Origin of the sequence: Streptomyces sp. NBC_01017, from assembly GCF_045162795.1 — a bacterium.
GTDB classification, from domain to species: Bacteria; Actinomycetota; Actinomycetes; order Streptomycetales; family Streptomycetaceae; genus Streptomyces; species Streptomyces machairae.
This window is the reverse complement of record NZ_CP108683.1, coordinates 1976108-1989016: the sequence shown is the minus strand read 5'-3', so window position 1 is coordinate 1989016 and position 12909 is coordinate 1976108. Positions and strand designations below refer to the sequence as shown.

General features: G+C 71.8%; 14 protein-coding genes. 6 read left to right on the top strand and 8 right to left on the bottom strand.

The window, feature by feature from the left end; all coding sequences use genetic code 11:
- Window positions 1-27: 27 nt before the first annotated feature.
- Window positions 28-921, bottom strand: coding sequence for a hypothetical protein (locus tag OG331_RS09255; RefSeq protein WP_406193838.1), 894 nt, complete (start codon window positions 919-921; stop codon window positions 28-30).
- 110 nt (window positions 922-1031) lie between these two features.
- A complete protein-coding gene (locus OG331_RS09250; protein ID WP_406193836.1) occupies window positions 1032-2225 on the bottom strand; it encodes a CaiB/BaiF CoA transferase family protein in 1194 nt (397 codons plus the stop codon).
- Between the two features lie 123 nt (window positions 2226-2348).
- Here OG331_RS09250 and OG331_RS09245 point away from each other — a divergent pair, with 123 nt between their 5' ends.
- Entirely contained in the window at window positions 2349-3281 is a 933-nt protein-coding gene (locus OG331_RS09245) for an NADP-dependent oxidoreductase (RefSeq protein WP_406193834.1), read from the top strand.
- 15 nt (window positions 3282-3296) lie between these two features.
- On the opposite strand, the gene OG331_RS09240 is transcribed toward OG331_RS09245, so the two are convergent.
- On the bottom strand, window positions 3297-3755 hold the full coding sequence (locus OG331_RS09240; protein WP_406193832.1) for a MarR family winged helix-turn-helix transcriptional regulator: 459 nt from the start codon (window positions 3753-3755) through the stop codon (window positions 3297-3299).
- Window positions 3756-3913: 158 nt separating this feature from the next.
- On the opposite strand from OG331_RS09240, the gene OG331_RS09235 reads away from it, so the two are divergent.
- On the top strand, window positions 3914-4267 hold the full coding sequence (locus tag OG331_RS09235; protein ID WP_406193830.1) for a hypothetical protein: 354 nt from the start codon (window positions 3914-3916) through the stop codon (window positions 4265-4267).
- Window positions 4268-4282: 15 nt separating this feature from the next.
- Here the strand turns inward: OG331_RS09235 and OG331_RS09230 are convergent, their stop codons facing one another.
- Complete coding sequence (locus tag OG331_RS09230) at window positions 4283-5314, bottom strand: helix-turn-helix domain-containing protein (RefSeq protein ID WP_406193828.1); 1032 nt, start codon at window positions 5312-5314, stop codon at window positions 4283-4285.
- Window positions 5315-5492: 178 nt separating this feature from the next.
- Window positions 5493-6473: an alpha/beta hydrolase gene (locus OG331_RS09225; protein WP_406193826.1), complete on the bottom strand. Its 981-nt coding sequence runs from the start codon at window positions 6471-6473 to the stop codon at window positions 5493-5495.
- A gap of 244 nt (window positions 6474-6717) precedes the next feature.
- Between OG331_RS09225 and OG331_RS09220 the strand changes: the two genes are divergently transcribed.
- Window positions 6718-7695 carry a TerC family protein gene (locus tag OG331_RS09220; protein ID WP_406193824.1) on the top strand — a complete coding sequence of 326 codons (978 nt, stop codon included), beginning with the start codon at window positions 6718-6720 and terminating at the stop codon, window positions 7693-7695.
- On the opposite strand, the gene OG331_RS09215 is transcribed toward OG331_RS09220, so the two are convergent.
- Window positions 7619-8875, bottom strand: coding sequence for an MFS transporter (locus OG331_RS09215; RefSeq protein ID WP_406193822.1), 1257 nt, complete (start codon window positions 8873-8875; stop codon window positions 7619-7621). The genes OG331_RS09220 and OG331_RS09215 overlap by 77 nt on opposite strands.
- 56 nt (window positions 8876-8931) lie before the next feature.
- Here OG331_RS09215 and OG331_RS09210 point away from each other — a divergent pair, with 56 nt between their 5' ends.
- A complete protein-coding gene (locus OG331_RS09210) occupies window positions 8932-9912 on the top strand; it encodes an ArsR/SmtB family transcription factor (protein WP_406193820.1) in 981 nt (326 codons plus the stop codon).
- Window positions 9913-10044: 132 nt separating this feature from the next.
- A complete protein-coding gene (locus tag OG331_RS09205) occupies window positions 10045-10926 on the top strand; it encodes an LLM class F420-dependent oxidoreductase (protein ID WP_406193818.1) in 882 nt (293 codons plus the stop codon).
- 7 nt (window positions 10927-10933) lie between these two features.
- Here OG331_RS09205 and OG331_RS09200 read toward each other — a convergent pair whose 3' ends face one another.
- Window positions 10934-11152, bottom strand: coding sequence for a hypothetical protein (locus OG331_RS09200; protein WP_406193816.1), 219 nt, complete (start codon window positions 11150-11152; stop codon window positions 10934-10936).
- A 114-nt stretch (window positions 11153-11266) separates the two neighbouring features.
- Between OG331_RS09200 and OG331_RS09195 the strand changes: the two genes are divergently transcribed.
- On the top strand, window positions 11267-12172 hold the full coding sequence (locus tag OG331_RS09195) for a LysR family transcriptional regulator (protein ID WP_406209866.1): 906 nt from the start codon (window positions 11267-11269) through the stop codon (window positions 12170-12172).
- A gap of 79 nt (window positions 12173-12251) precedes the next feature.
- Here OG331_RS09195 and OG331_RS09190 read toward each other — a convergent pair whose 3' ends face one another.
- On the bottom strand, window positions 12252-12815 hold the full coding sequence (locus OG331_RS09190) for an NAD(P)H-dependent oxidoreductase (RefSeq protein WP_328877616.1): 564 nt from the start codon (window positions 12813-12815) through the stop codon (window positions 12252-12254).
- Window positions 12816-12909: the final 94 nt, after the last annotated feature.

The window sequence follows — 12909 nt, the reverse complement described above, 5'->3', positions numbered from 1 at the left end:
GGACCGCAAAAGTGCTGTGATGGTCAGTCAGCTCCAGCTGCCGGAGGGCCCGTTGGGGTTCCCCTGCGGCACGGGGCGGCCCGTGAACGCGTCCAGCAGGAGCCGGTCGGCGAGCGGGCGGTCCAGCTCGACGGTCACCTTCTTCGCACGCAGGTCGGACGTGCACAGGCCTTCCTCCATGCCGACGACGTAGCCGGACAGGACCACGCTGCCGGCCGTTTCCAGCACGTCCACGGCGGGTCCGTCGTCGCAGGACCCGTGGTGGGCCAGCACGGTGACGGAGCGGCCGTCCGCGGCCACCTCGACCAGCCGGTTGAGCTCCCACAGATTTTCGGTGGGGGTGTCCCGGACCGGCCCGATGGGCGGCTTGGGAAGCTTCGAGGGCCTCACGGCGACCCGCTTGAGCGGGGTGTCGTAGCCCTCGACGGTGAACAGCCAGGCGGGGACGGTGGCCGGGCCGCGGCTCGTGACCAGCGTCGTCTCGCCCAGCTTCGCCCCGGTCACGACGAGGCGCGGCGCGGGCGCGTCCGTGCGGTCCACCGTCTGGTACGCCTCCCGCGCCCCCATGAGCGGCAGCGTGAGCGAACCGCCGCCCCGCCACGTCACCTTCCCTTCCCTCTGCTCGGAGCCGGGGAGGTCGCCGCGCAGCTCGAAGTTCTGGCGTTCGTAGGCCTTCTTGTCGTTCTCGTCGTGGAAGGCGTCCTCGGGCGGCTGCACCGCGTCCGCCATCGGGAAGTAGCCCTTGAGCCAGGCGTCGGCGGCCGGTGAACCGTCCCAGGCCTCGGCGACCTCGTGGGCGCGGGCCCTGGTCTCCGGGGGCGGGTCCGCGTCGTCGGAGCCTGCCGTGACGGTGCCGCATCCGGCGGCGAGCAGGCCGAGGGTGGTGAGCAGCGAGGCGGTGCGTGAATCGGTCGTACGCATGGATCCCCCTGAACGGACAGCGGCAGGCGCGGGAAGGGCGGTGCCGCAGCCGCCCGACACTGTGACGCACGGAGGGCGGGCCGCGTTCGGTCACACCGGGGGACCGGTTGTCAGATCACGGCTTCGGCGCGCAGGGCCTCGATCTCCTCGCCGGTACGGCCGAGTTCGGTGAGGATCGCCTCCGTGTGCTCGCCCACCGCCGGGACCGGGTCCATGCGCGCGGGCAGTCCCGCGAGGTCGGCCGGCGGGAGCAGGGCCTGCACCGTCGCGCCGCCGGGTACGGTCACGTCGTGCCAGCGCTCGCGGGCGGCGAGGACCGGGTGATCCAGGAACGCGGTGACGTCGTTGACCCCGGCGCAGGCGATGCCGATGGACTCCAGCTCCTTGAGGATCTCCTCGGCGGCGGAGCGGGCGCAGCGCTCGGCGACGACGGCGTTGACCTCATCCCGGTGCGCCACCCGCGCGGAGCTGGTGGCGAAGCGCGGGTCGTCGGTCAGCTCGGGCCGGCTCAGGAACCGATCGCACAGGACGGCCCACTCGCGCTCGTTCTGGATGGAGAACAGCACCTCCCTGCCGTCGGCGGCCGGGTAGGCACCGTAGGGAGCGAGGGTGGGGTGCTGGGTGCCAAGCCGTGGAGGCTGGATGCCGCCGTACCGGGTGTAGTTGGCGGGCTGGCCCATCCACTCGGCCAGCGCTTCGAACAGGGACACCTCCACGGGGTGGGCCGTGCCGGTGGTGGCCCGCGTGAAGAGGGCGGTGAGGATGCCGCTGTAGGCGTACATCCCGGCCGCGATGTCGGCGACGGAGATCCCGACGCGCGCGGTCTCGTCGGGGGTCCCGGTCAGCGACACGAGCCCGGTCTGGCACTGCACCAGCAGGTCGTACGACTTGCGGTCGGCCCATGGCCCGGACGTGCCGTATCCGGAGATCGTGCACGGGATCAGCCGCGGCCGGCGCGCGCCGAGCGCCTCGACGCCCAGGCCGAGGCGGTCGGCGGCGCCCGGCGCCAGGTTCTGCACGAACACGTCGGCGTCGTCGAGGAGCCGGTGCAGGATCTCGCGGCCACGCGGATCCTTGAGGTCCAGCGTCAGGGACTCCTTGGACCGGTTGAGCCACACGAAGTAGCTGGAGTGACCGTGCACCGTCGTGTCGTACCGGCGCGCGAAGTCCCCCTCCCCGGGCCGCTCGACCTTGATCACGCGTGCGCCGAGATCGGCGAGCTGTCGGGTGGCGTACGGGGCGGCCACGGCCTGCTCCAGGCTGACCACGGTGATGCCGGACAGGGGAAGGTGTGGCGCGCTCATGGGGCCATGTCTACGGCGACATCGGAGATCGCGTCAATGCCGGGGCCGAGCGGTGGATGGGCACGTGAATGCGGATGCATATATTGCGTATGCCGGTAACAGTCGTGTGGTTACATGGGCTTCATGAAGGCCATCACACTGCAGCACTACGGTCAGCCCGAGGATCTGAAGCTGGTGGAGCACCCCGACCCCAAGGTGGCTCCGGGCGAGGTCCTCATCCGCGTGAAGGCCGCCGGGGTCAACCCGGTGGACTGGAAGGTCGGGGCGGGGTACCTCGACCCGCTCATGGAGACCCACTTCCCCATGATTCCCGGCTGGGACGTCTCCGGAGTCGTCGAACGGGTCGGCCTGGACGTCGACGAGTTCGCACCCGGTGACGAGGTGTACGGCTATGTCCGCAAGGACTCCGTGCAGCTCGGCACCTATGCCGAGCTGGTGTCCGCGAACGTGCGGCTGATCGCGCGCAAGCCGGCCTCGCTCAGCTGGGAGCAGGCGGCGGGCGTGCCGCTGGCGGGACTGACCGCCTATCAGTCGATCAAGCGCGTGGGCGTATGTGAGGGCGAGACGGTCCTGGTGCACGCGGCGGCCGGCGGGGTCGGCATCTTCGGCGTGCAGATCGCCGTCGCGCTCGGCGCCCGGGTCATCGGCACCGCGAGCGAGCGCAACCACGACTTCGTCCGGGAACTCGGCGCCGAGCCGGTGACCTACGGCGACGGCCTGGCCGACCGGCTTCGCGAGCTGGCCCCGGACGGCGTCGACGCGGCGCTCGACTTCGTCGGGGGCGACGCCGTGGACGTGTCCCAGCAGGTCCTCAAGCAGCGTGACCGGGTGGTGTCCATCGCCGACCCGGACGTCCTGGCGAAGGGCGGCCACGTCCTGTGGGTGCGCCCCGACTCGGCCGATCTGACGGCCCTCGGCGAACTGGCCGACGCGGGCCGCCTCGCCGTCCACGTCGACCGGGTGCTCCCACTCGCCGAGGCCGCCGAGGCCTGGCGGATCAGCAGTGCGGGGCGCGTGCGCGGAAAGCTGGTGCTGGCGGTCGGGGAGCAGGGGTAGCGCGAAGCGGGGCCCTCAGACGGGGATGCGGAGCGTCTCGACGGCCCGGACCAGTGGGGCCAGCTCGGGGTTCGTGGCGGCCTCGTCGAGGGCCTGGCGCAGCGCCTTGTCGTTGGTGGGCCGTGCCTCGTCGAGGAGCCTCAGGCCTGCTTCGGTGACGTCGGTGTAGATGCCGCGGCGGTCGGTGGGGCAGAGGTAGCGGGAGAGCAGGCCGCGGTCCTCGAGCCGGGTGACGAGCCGGGTGGTGGCGCTCTGGCTGAGGACGACGGCGTCGGCGACCTGCTTCATCTGCAGATGGCCGCCTTCGCCGCTGTGCTGACGGCTGAGCACGTCGAGCAGGGAGTACTCGCGCACGCTCAGGTCGTGCCCGGTCTGCAGGGCGCGCTCGATGTGCGCCTCGATCCTCCCGTGCAGCAGGGAGAGCGCGCACCAGCCCTGGGCGAGCGCGGTGAGCGCGGGGTCCGTGGCGGTCATGGCGCCGGAGTCCTCCGTCCCGAGATGAATGACCTCCAGGATAGGCCATCCGTGAAATTTCCGGCGAGTGCGCGTATAGCGCGCATGCAAGCAGTGGGGCGGCCGGCGGCTGAAACTCCGTGGCTGCCGAGGCCGGGCCGTGGATATCGTCACCGCTCATGCGCAGCCCGACCTCAACCACCACCCTGTGGCGACCCACCGGCCCCAAGGAGCTGGACCTGGTTCGCGAGCTGAACTGGCGAGCCTGGCCACCGAGACTGCCCGAGCAGCCGATCTTCTACCCGGTGCTCAACGAGGACTACGCCGTGAAGATCGCCCGGGACTGGAACGTCAAGCACGACGGCGCCGGCTTCGTGACCCGGTTCGAGGTCGATTCGGAGTTCCTGAGCCGCTACCCGGTCCAGCAGGCGGGCGGCGAGACGATCCTCGAACTGTGGGTGCCGGCCGAGGAATTGGACGAGTTCAACGCCCACATCGTCGGCACGATCGAGGTCGTTCACGAGTTCCGGTGACGGTGGCCACGGCCGTCAGGGGGTGCCTTCGCCGGCATGGTCCAGAAGGCCCCGCTGATTCCGCACCAGGTGCCGCATGGCCAGTGCCAGACCCAGCCGGAATCTGCCCTGCGGAGTACGCAGGGGCCAGCCCAGCAGGTGCTCGGCGTGGGCCAGTCGCTCCTGGAGCGTGGAGTGGTGGACGTTGATCTCGGACGCCGCCGCCCGCAGGCTCACCGTCGAGGCGACCGCGTGCAGCGTGGCGAGCAGCCAGGGCGCGGCCGCCGCAGCCGCCTCCAGGGCCTGTACGTCGGGCGGCGGCTCGGCGCCCGGCAGTACGAGGTCGGCGAGAAGGGCGATGCTGCCCAGCTCGTCGGCGTGGACGACGCCGGGGCCGGGGTCCTGCGCGGTGCCCTCGGCCGTGAACCGCAGCGCGACGCGGGCCTGCGACCAGGAGCGCGGCAGGTCGAGCACCGGGACCGCGGGCCCCACGCCCACCCGGCCGACGGGCGGCTCGGCGTCCAAGTGCGCCGGGACGATGCGGGGTTGGCCGTCGAGCGGGGCCAGGACGCGCGCCGCCGCGGCGGGGTCGAGGCCCAGCCGGCGGGCCGCGTGCAGCCGCGCCGCCTCCGGAGCCGTGGCATCGAGGACGGTCTCCACCAGCGCGGGGTCGTCGGCCGGCGCCCGCCCCCGGGTCCGGTCGAGCACGAGCCGTACGGCCCCGGCGGCCCGCTCCAGGATCACCGCGTCCACGACACTCGGCTCCGCCTCCTGGGCCCGCTCCAGCCACAGCGCCGGAACGCCGCCCGGCGTCAGCGCGGCGGACGGCCACGCGGGATCCGGCGGCACAGCGCTGTCCCGCCGCGTCCCGTCGACCTCGACCCTGACCTGCACCCGCCGGTCCGCGTCCACCAGCCGGGCCGGCACCCCGGCCAGCACGGCGGCACCACGCACCAACGCCTCCAGCCCGGCCCGCGACTCGGCGAGCCGATCGAAGTAGGCGATGACCCGCACGGCCGCCCCGGCATCCGGATCCAACGCGGTCAGACGTCCGGCCAGCTCTTTCATGGGCCCATGGTGCGGCACGCGGTCAAGGACCGAACCCACCCCGACTCAAAACCCAGAGGCCGGCAGCGCACCCGGGGGCGCGGGGAGCTGCGCGACAAGCCACGAACAACCCGCACCCGCACAACACCACAACCCGGCGGACGAGCAGGCGCAACCCCCAGCCCCCCGCCCCCACATCTCACCCGCTCAACAGCCTCTTCAGCCAAGCCAGCTGCGCCCCCCGACACGCCTGCGAAACCACCGCCTGCGGCGCGAAGCCATCGAATCCGTGGAAACCGCCCGGCCACACATGCAACTCGGCCACCCCACCGGCCTGCCAGATCCGCGAGGCATAGGCGACGACCTCGTCGCGGAACGTCTCCGCGGAACCGACGTCCAGAAAGGCCGGCGGCAGCCCGGACAACTCCTCGGCACGGGCCGGCGCGGCGTACGCGGAGACCTCGGGACCGCCCCGCCGCTCACCGAGCAGAGCCGTCCAGCCGGTCTCGTTCGCCGTACGGTCCCAGATACCGCGCCCCGCCATCTGGTGGGTGGACGGGCTGTCGTTGCGGTCGTCCAGCATCGGGCACATCAGCATCTGCCCGATCAGCTCGGGCCCCCGGCGATCCCGGGTGAGCAGGGCGAGCGCCGCCGACAGCCCGCCACCCGCGCTGGCACCGGCGACGACGATCCGCTGCGGGTCGCCCCCCAGCTCGGCGACATGCTTCGCCGTCCACTCCAGCCCGGCGTACACGTCCTCGATCTGCGCCGGATACGGGTGCTCGGGCGCGAGCCGGTACTCCACGGACACCACGACCGCGTCCAGTTCCTTCGCCCAGGTCAGGGGAACGTCGACGCCGACACGGTTGTTGCCGATGATCAGCCCGCCGCCGTGGACGTGATAGATCACGGGCCGCGGACCCGCGTCGGCCGGGGCGGCCGGCCGGCAGATCAGCAGGGAGACCTCGGGTGCGCCCTCGGGACCCGGCACCACGCGGTCCTCGACCTCGAAGAAGCCGTCCATGGTGAGGTCGAGTCGGGCCAGCATCTCGATCCCCGGACCCTGGCGGACGTCCGCTATCTCGTCCATCGTGAGGGCGGGCGAGATCATGTCCTTGATGAGCTCCAGGGCGGCGGCGAGCTCGGGGTCGAACGGCGGCGGGGGCGGGGCCTGGGTCATGGGGTCTCCTCACACGGCAGCACGCGGGTGCCGGACGGATCTGCGGCTCTGCGGCCATGATCTGCGCACCGGTCCCCGCCCGGAGGGCCGCCGTTCGGCGGAACCTCCCCGCCGTCCGGCGGGTGGCACCTGCGTGAGCCTGGAGCTTGCCAGGACATGACCCGTTGTTCACCTGTCGTAGGTGGAAGGGATGCCAGGTGGCGACAACGCTGTCAAGGTCCCACCTGCACCAGGAGTACAACCCGTGAACGTCTCCCTCTCCGTCTGGCTGCTGACCATCGTCGCCCTGTGCGCGCTCGTCGCCGTGGACTTCCTCATCGGTCGCAAACCCCACGACGTTTCCATCCGTGAAGCGGGGACGTGGACGATCGTCTGGGTCGTCCTGGCCTGTCTGTTCGGACTCGGCCTGTTCGTCCACGGCGGTGGCGGGCCCACCGGCGAGTTCTTCGCCGGGTACATCACGGAGAAGTCGCTCAGCGTCGACAACCTCTTCGTCTTCGTCCTGATCATGGGCAAGTTCGCGGTGCCCTCGCAGTACCAGCAACGCGTGCTGATGGTCGGCGTGATCATGGCCCTGGTGCTGCGCGCCGGGTTCATCGCGGCCGGCGCGGCGATCATCTCCGCGTTCTCCTGGGTGTTCTACCTCTTCGGTGCCTTCCTGATCTGGACCGCCTGGAAGCTCATCCAGGACGCCCGCAAGGAGGAGCACGAGGAGGAGTACGAGGAGAGCAAGCTGCTGAAGGCAGTGGAGAAACGCTTCGGCGTGGCCGACCGGTACCACGGCACCAAGTTGTTCATCACCGAGAACGGCAAGCGGGTCATGACCCCGATGCTGGTCGTGATGCTGGCGATCGGCTCCACCGACGTCCTGTTCGCCCTCGACTCCATCCCCGCGATCTACGGGCTGACCCAGGACCCGTACATCGTCTTCACGGCCAACGCCTTCGCCCTGATGGGCCTCAGGCAGCTGTACTTCCTCATCGGAGGCCTGCTGAAGAAACTGGTCCACCTCAGCTACGGCCTGTCGATCATCCTCGGCTTCATCGGCGTCAAGCTCGTCCTGCACGCGCTGCACGAGTCCGGCGTGCACGTCCCGGAGATCAGCATCCCCTTCTCGCTCGGCTTCATCGTGCTCGTCCTGGCCGTCACGACGGTGACCAGCCTGCGGGCTTCGAAGAAGCAGGAGCAGGAGCAGGCCGAGTCGGAGCACATGGCGCCGTGACGGCTTTCCTACGGCTCAGATGGCGGGCGACCGCCACCGCGGTGAGCGTCGCGACCAGTGCGCACACGCCGGTCCACCCGAAGCGGCCGTAGGCCCGGGCACCCAGCCACGAGCCGGCCGTGCCACCCAGGTAGGCGCAGGTCATGTACGCGGTGTTGAGGCGGCCGCGGACGTCCGCGCCGAGGCCGTAGATCCGCACCGTGTTGGCGACCATCCCGGACTGCATGCCGACGTCGAGCAGCAGCGTGCCGACGACCAGCGCGGTCAGCCCGGGCACGCCGCCCAGGCCGCCGAACGCCAGCACCACCGCCGAGGCACCGACCATGAGGAAGCACACGAGGTTGACCCGGTCCGGACCCCGACGGTCCACCAACCGCCCGGCGACCGGCGTGCACAGCATCGTCGCCGCGTTGACGAGCGCCAGCAGCCCGGCCGCCTTCGCGCTCATGCCGTACACCGGCCCCGTGAGGAGCAGCGCCACGCCCGTCCACACCGCGGAGAACCCGGCGAACACCGTCGCCTGGTACAGGCAGGAGCGGCGCAGCTCGGGTTCGGTGCGCAGCAGCCGCAGGGGTGCGGCGAGCAGCGCCGGGTAGGGGGCCCGGGCCGACGGGGGCAGCGTCGGGAGCATGCGGGCCAGCAGGACGGCGACCGTGAAGGAGAGCGCGGCGGCGAGGACGTACGGCGCCCGCCAGCCCAGCCAGTCGCCGAGGGCGCCGCCGACGGCACGGGACAGCAGCATGCCGGCGAGGGAGCCGCTCAGCAGGGTGCCGCTGACGACTCCGCGCCGTTCGGCGGGCACCAGGCCGGCCGCCAGCACACCGGCGAGCGGCGCGATCACCGTCACCGCCCCGACGAGCGCGCTCGCGACGACCAGGGGCAGCAGGGCCCGCGCCGAACTCGCGGCGAGCAGTCCGAGGCCTGTCAGCGTGAGCAGGGTGACGAGCAGCGGGCGGGGACGCAGCCGGTCGCCGAGCGGCACGAGCAGGTAGATGCCGGCCGCGTAGCCGAACTGGGTCGCGGTCACCACGGTGGCGGCCGAATCGGGGGAGACGCCGAGGCCCGAGGCCACCAACGGGCCGATCGCCTGCGGGAAGTAGACATTGCCCACCGCGACCCCGCAGGCGAAGGCGAGCAGCGCGATCGCCGGGGTAGCCTGCCGGGAGTTGTGATCCGTCATACGCCGAAGTCCACGGCAGCGACGGACGGTTGCCAAAGGATGTAGCCGGAGGCTTAATGATCAGCTTCCTGCTCGACGTCGACGACCTCGCGGACACCCGGTTCGCGATCTCGCCGTTGCGCGAGGTCATGGGCAGCCTGCGGGCTCTGCGCGCCCCGGGCCTCTACCCCCTGCACGCCCCATGGCGCCGGTCGGTCCTCGCACGCCTCGACCCCGCCGACGCCCGGCTGCTGCGGGCCCTGGTCGGCCGGAACCTGACGCTGCCCGACTTCCTGACCCCGCGTCCGACGACCTTCGCACCCACGCCGGCCGACCAGCTCACCGTCGTGGGGACGACGCCACCGGAGCTCGTACGACGCGACCTGCTCGCGACCCATGCCCCGCACCCCCTCCCGGACGCTCTGCGGCAGATCACGGCGTCCGGCGACGGGCCCGTGGCGGAGCTGCTGGAGGAGCTGTGCGAACTCCTGCAGCGGTACTGGGCGTTGGCCGTACGCCCCGACTGGCCACGGATGCGGCTCGTACTGGAGGCCGACATCACCCACCGTGCCCGGCAACTGGCCACCGGCGGAGCCCACCTCCTCTTCTCCGACCTGCACCGGAACGTCCGCTGGCGCGACGGCGTCCTGCGCGTCGACCAGATGATCGCCCGGCACGAGGTGGACGGCTCAGGGCGCGGCCTTCGCCTGGTCCCGTCCCTGTTCTCCCACAAACCCGCACCGCCGGTCAGCGCCGCCGAAGCGCCGATGCTGGCGTATCCCAGCAGGGGCGCCGCGACCCTGTGGGAACCGCGGCCCGAGCCCGACGACTCCGCCCTCACCGCGCTGCTCGGCGCGCCCCGCACCACGGTCCTGCGGCTGCTCGCCGAACCGCTCCCCACGGTCGAACTCGCCCGCCGTCTCGGCGTGACGCCCAGCGCCGTCTCCCAGCACCTGAAGGTGCTGCACGCGACGGGACTCGTCACCCGGGCCCGCGACGGACGGCGCGTGCTGTACCGGCGTACCGCGCTCGGCGACCAACTCGCGGGCGCGACTTGACGGCGTGGCCTGCCGGCGTGGTCCGACGGCGTGGTCCGACGGCCGCGCTCGGCGGCGGGGCTTGACTTCGAGAGCGCTCGAAGATCTAGCGTCGGCAAGGTCGCTGAAAATCCGGGTGAACGGAGACAGGCCATGCGCGTCGGCGTGCACATCAACCGGTTCGATCATCCAGGCGGAGGCCCCGCGCTCGGAGCCGAACTCGCCGCAGCGGGCGCCGCGGCCGAGGCGGCAGGTCTGAGCTGGCTGTCGGTGATGGACCACTACTTCCAGATGGAGTTCAACGACCGCGCCGAAGACCCCATGCTGGAGGCCTACACGACCCTCGGCTACCTCGCCGCTCACACCTCCACCGTCCGCCTCGGTGCCCTGGTGACCGGCGTGACCTACCGTCCGCCCGGCCTGCTGGCCAAGATCGCCACCTCGCTCGACGTGCTGTCCGGCGGCCGGGCCACCCTCGGGATCGGCGCCGCCTGGTACGGCCGCGAGCACGAGGGGCTCGGTGTGCCGTTCCCGCCGGTCGCCGAGCGTTTCGAGCGGCTGGAGGAGACTTTGCGGATCTGCCTGCAGATGTGGGATCCGCAGGCCAACGGCCCGTTCGAGGGCAAGCACTACCGCCTCGCCGAGACCCTCTGCGTCCCGGCACCCGTCAGCGCCCCGCGCCCCGAGATCATGATCGGCGGGGGCGGCGAGAAGAAGACGCTCCGGCTGGTCGCCCGCTACGCCGACGCGTGCAACCTGTTCGCCTCCTCGCCGGAGGAGGTCCGGCACAAGCTCGACGTGCTGCGCGGCCACTGCGACACCGAGGGGCGCGACTACGACGAGATCCGCAGGACCGTCCTCTACGCCGTGGAGCCCGCCGTCGGCGGCGACCTCGACGCCTTCACCCGGGACATCGCGGCCTACACCGAGCTCGGCATCGACACGGTGATCCTCAGCCCGCGCACCGGGGAACCGGCGGCCTTCATCGAGAACTTCGCGGCTCCTGCCGTACAGCGGCTGGCCGGGCTCGACTGAACCGAGGTCACCGGCCGTGCGAGTGTGCCGGAGTCCCCGTGGGCCGGCTGCGGGAGACGACGCGCATGCCGCGGGCGTCCACCATGCGCACCTGCAACGAACCGCAGGCGCACCGCGTCCACACCGTGCTGCCCGCCGCCGTGGTGTGCCGGGACACCACCTGGTAGGGCTCGGCTCCGTCGGGCCATCCGCAGTGCGGGCAGACGGTGCCGGTCGTGCTGGTCATGGCGACTCCTCGTACCTCGTGGCTGGTTGACCGTCGCGACACAACCAAGGGTGCGGTGCGCTTTCATGCACGTCCAGGTTGACTTTCCGGACGTCACCTTGAAGCGTGGCCTTCATGATTGACCTGCGCCGACTGCACGTACTGAGGGCCGTGGCGCACTACGGCACGGTCACCGCGGCCGCCCGCGCCCTGCACTTCACCCCGTCCGCAGCCTCCCAGCAGATCCGCCAGCTGGCCCGTGACCTGGGGGTCGACCTCCTCGAACCCCAGGGCCGCGGGGTGCGCCTCACCGCGGCGGCCGAAAGTCTCCTCGCGCACGCGGATGCGATCGCGGAGCGCTGGGAGGCGGCCGAGCTGGACCTGCGCGCCGAGTACAGCGCCCCCGCCGGGCAACTGCGCGTCAGTGGCTTTACGACGGCCGTGTCGGTGCTGCTGGCGCCGATGGCCGTACGCATGCGGGAGCGGCATCCGCAGCTGACCGTACGGATCCACGAGACGGCGGTGCCGGAGAGCTTCGACCTGCTCTTCGAGGGGGAGGCCGACCTGGCGGTGGTGGACGTGACCCCGCGCAACCCGCCGCTGAGTGACGCGCGCTTCGACCAGCAGCCGCTGCTGGACGACCCGTACGACCTCGTCGTCCCCGACGACCATCCGCTGGCCGGCCTCGGGCGCGTCGACCTCGCGGAGGCGGCGCACGAGGACTGGATCGCGCCGGTGCCGCAGAGCCCCTGCCGCCCGCATGTGATGTCGGCGTGCGGGGCGGCCGGGTTCACCCCGGACGTGATCCATCACGCGCTGGACTGGAACGTCACCGCCCACCTGGTCGCCAACCGGCTCGGCGTCGCGCTGATCCCACGCCTGTTCCAGTTGGCCCCGCAGCTGCCGATCACCCGGGTCCGCTGCGTCGGCGACCCGCACCGCAAGGTCCTCACCTGCACGCGCCGGGGCTGCCGGGAGCGGCCGGCGGTGGCGGTGGCGCTGGAGGAGCTGCGGGGGCTGGCGTCCACGGCGGTGGCCTGACGCAGGAGGCGGAGCCGGGCATGCGAGAAGGGGCCGGAGCGCTCGGCTCCGGCCCCTCCACGAGGACCTCGGGTCCGGGTCAGGCCGCGACGACCTCGCCCGCGTGCCCGTGGACGCGCGCGATGACCTCCGTCAGCTGCGCGGCGACCTCGGCGTCGTCGACCGGGTGGGTCTCGGCGAAGCGGGTCACGGAGCCGGGGATGGAGAGCTTGACGTCCTCCAGCACCTTGCCGCCTGCGATACCCACGGCCTTGCGGGTCTCGTCCTGCGCCCACACGCCGCCGTACTGGCCGAACGCGGTGCCGACCACCGCGACCGGCTTGCCGCCGAAGGCGCCGGAGCCGTACGGGCGGGACAGCCAGTCGATGGCGTTCTTCAGGACGGCCGGGATGGTGCCGTTGTACTCGGGGGAGAAGAGCAGGAACGCGTCCGCGGCCTGCGCGGCCTCACGCAGCTTGGCCGCCGTGGCGGGGACGGTGCCCTCGACGTCGATGTCCTCGTTGTAGAAGGGGATGTCGGCCAGGCCCTCGAAGAGCACGACCTCAGCGCCCTCGGGGGCGAGCTTGACGGCCGCCTCGGCCAGCTGACGGTTGTGCGAACCGGCGCGAAGGCTGCCGACGAGCGCGAGGATGCGAACAGACATGCGAACTCCAAGGATGCTGAAACACTGCCGTTACGATCCGGACCGGGGTCCGTTTAGTTTCTAGCACCTTAACCGGACCGCGGTCCAGTTTCAT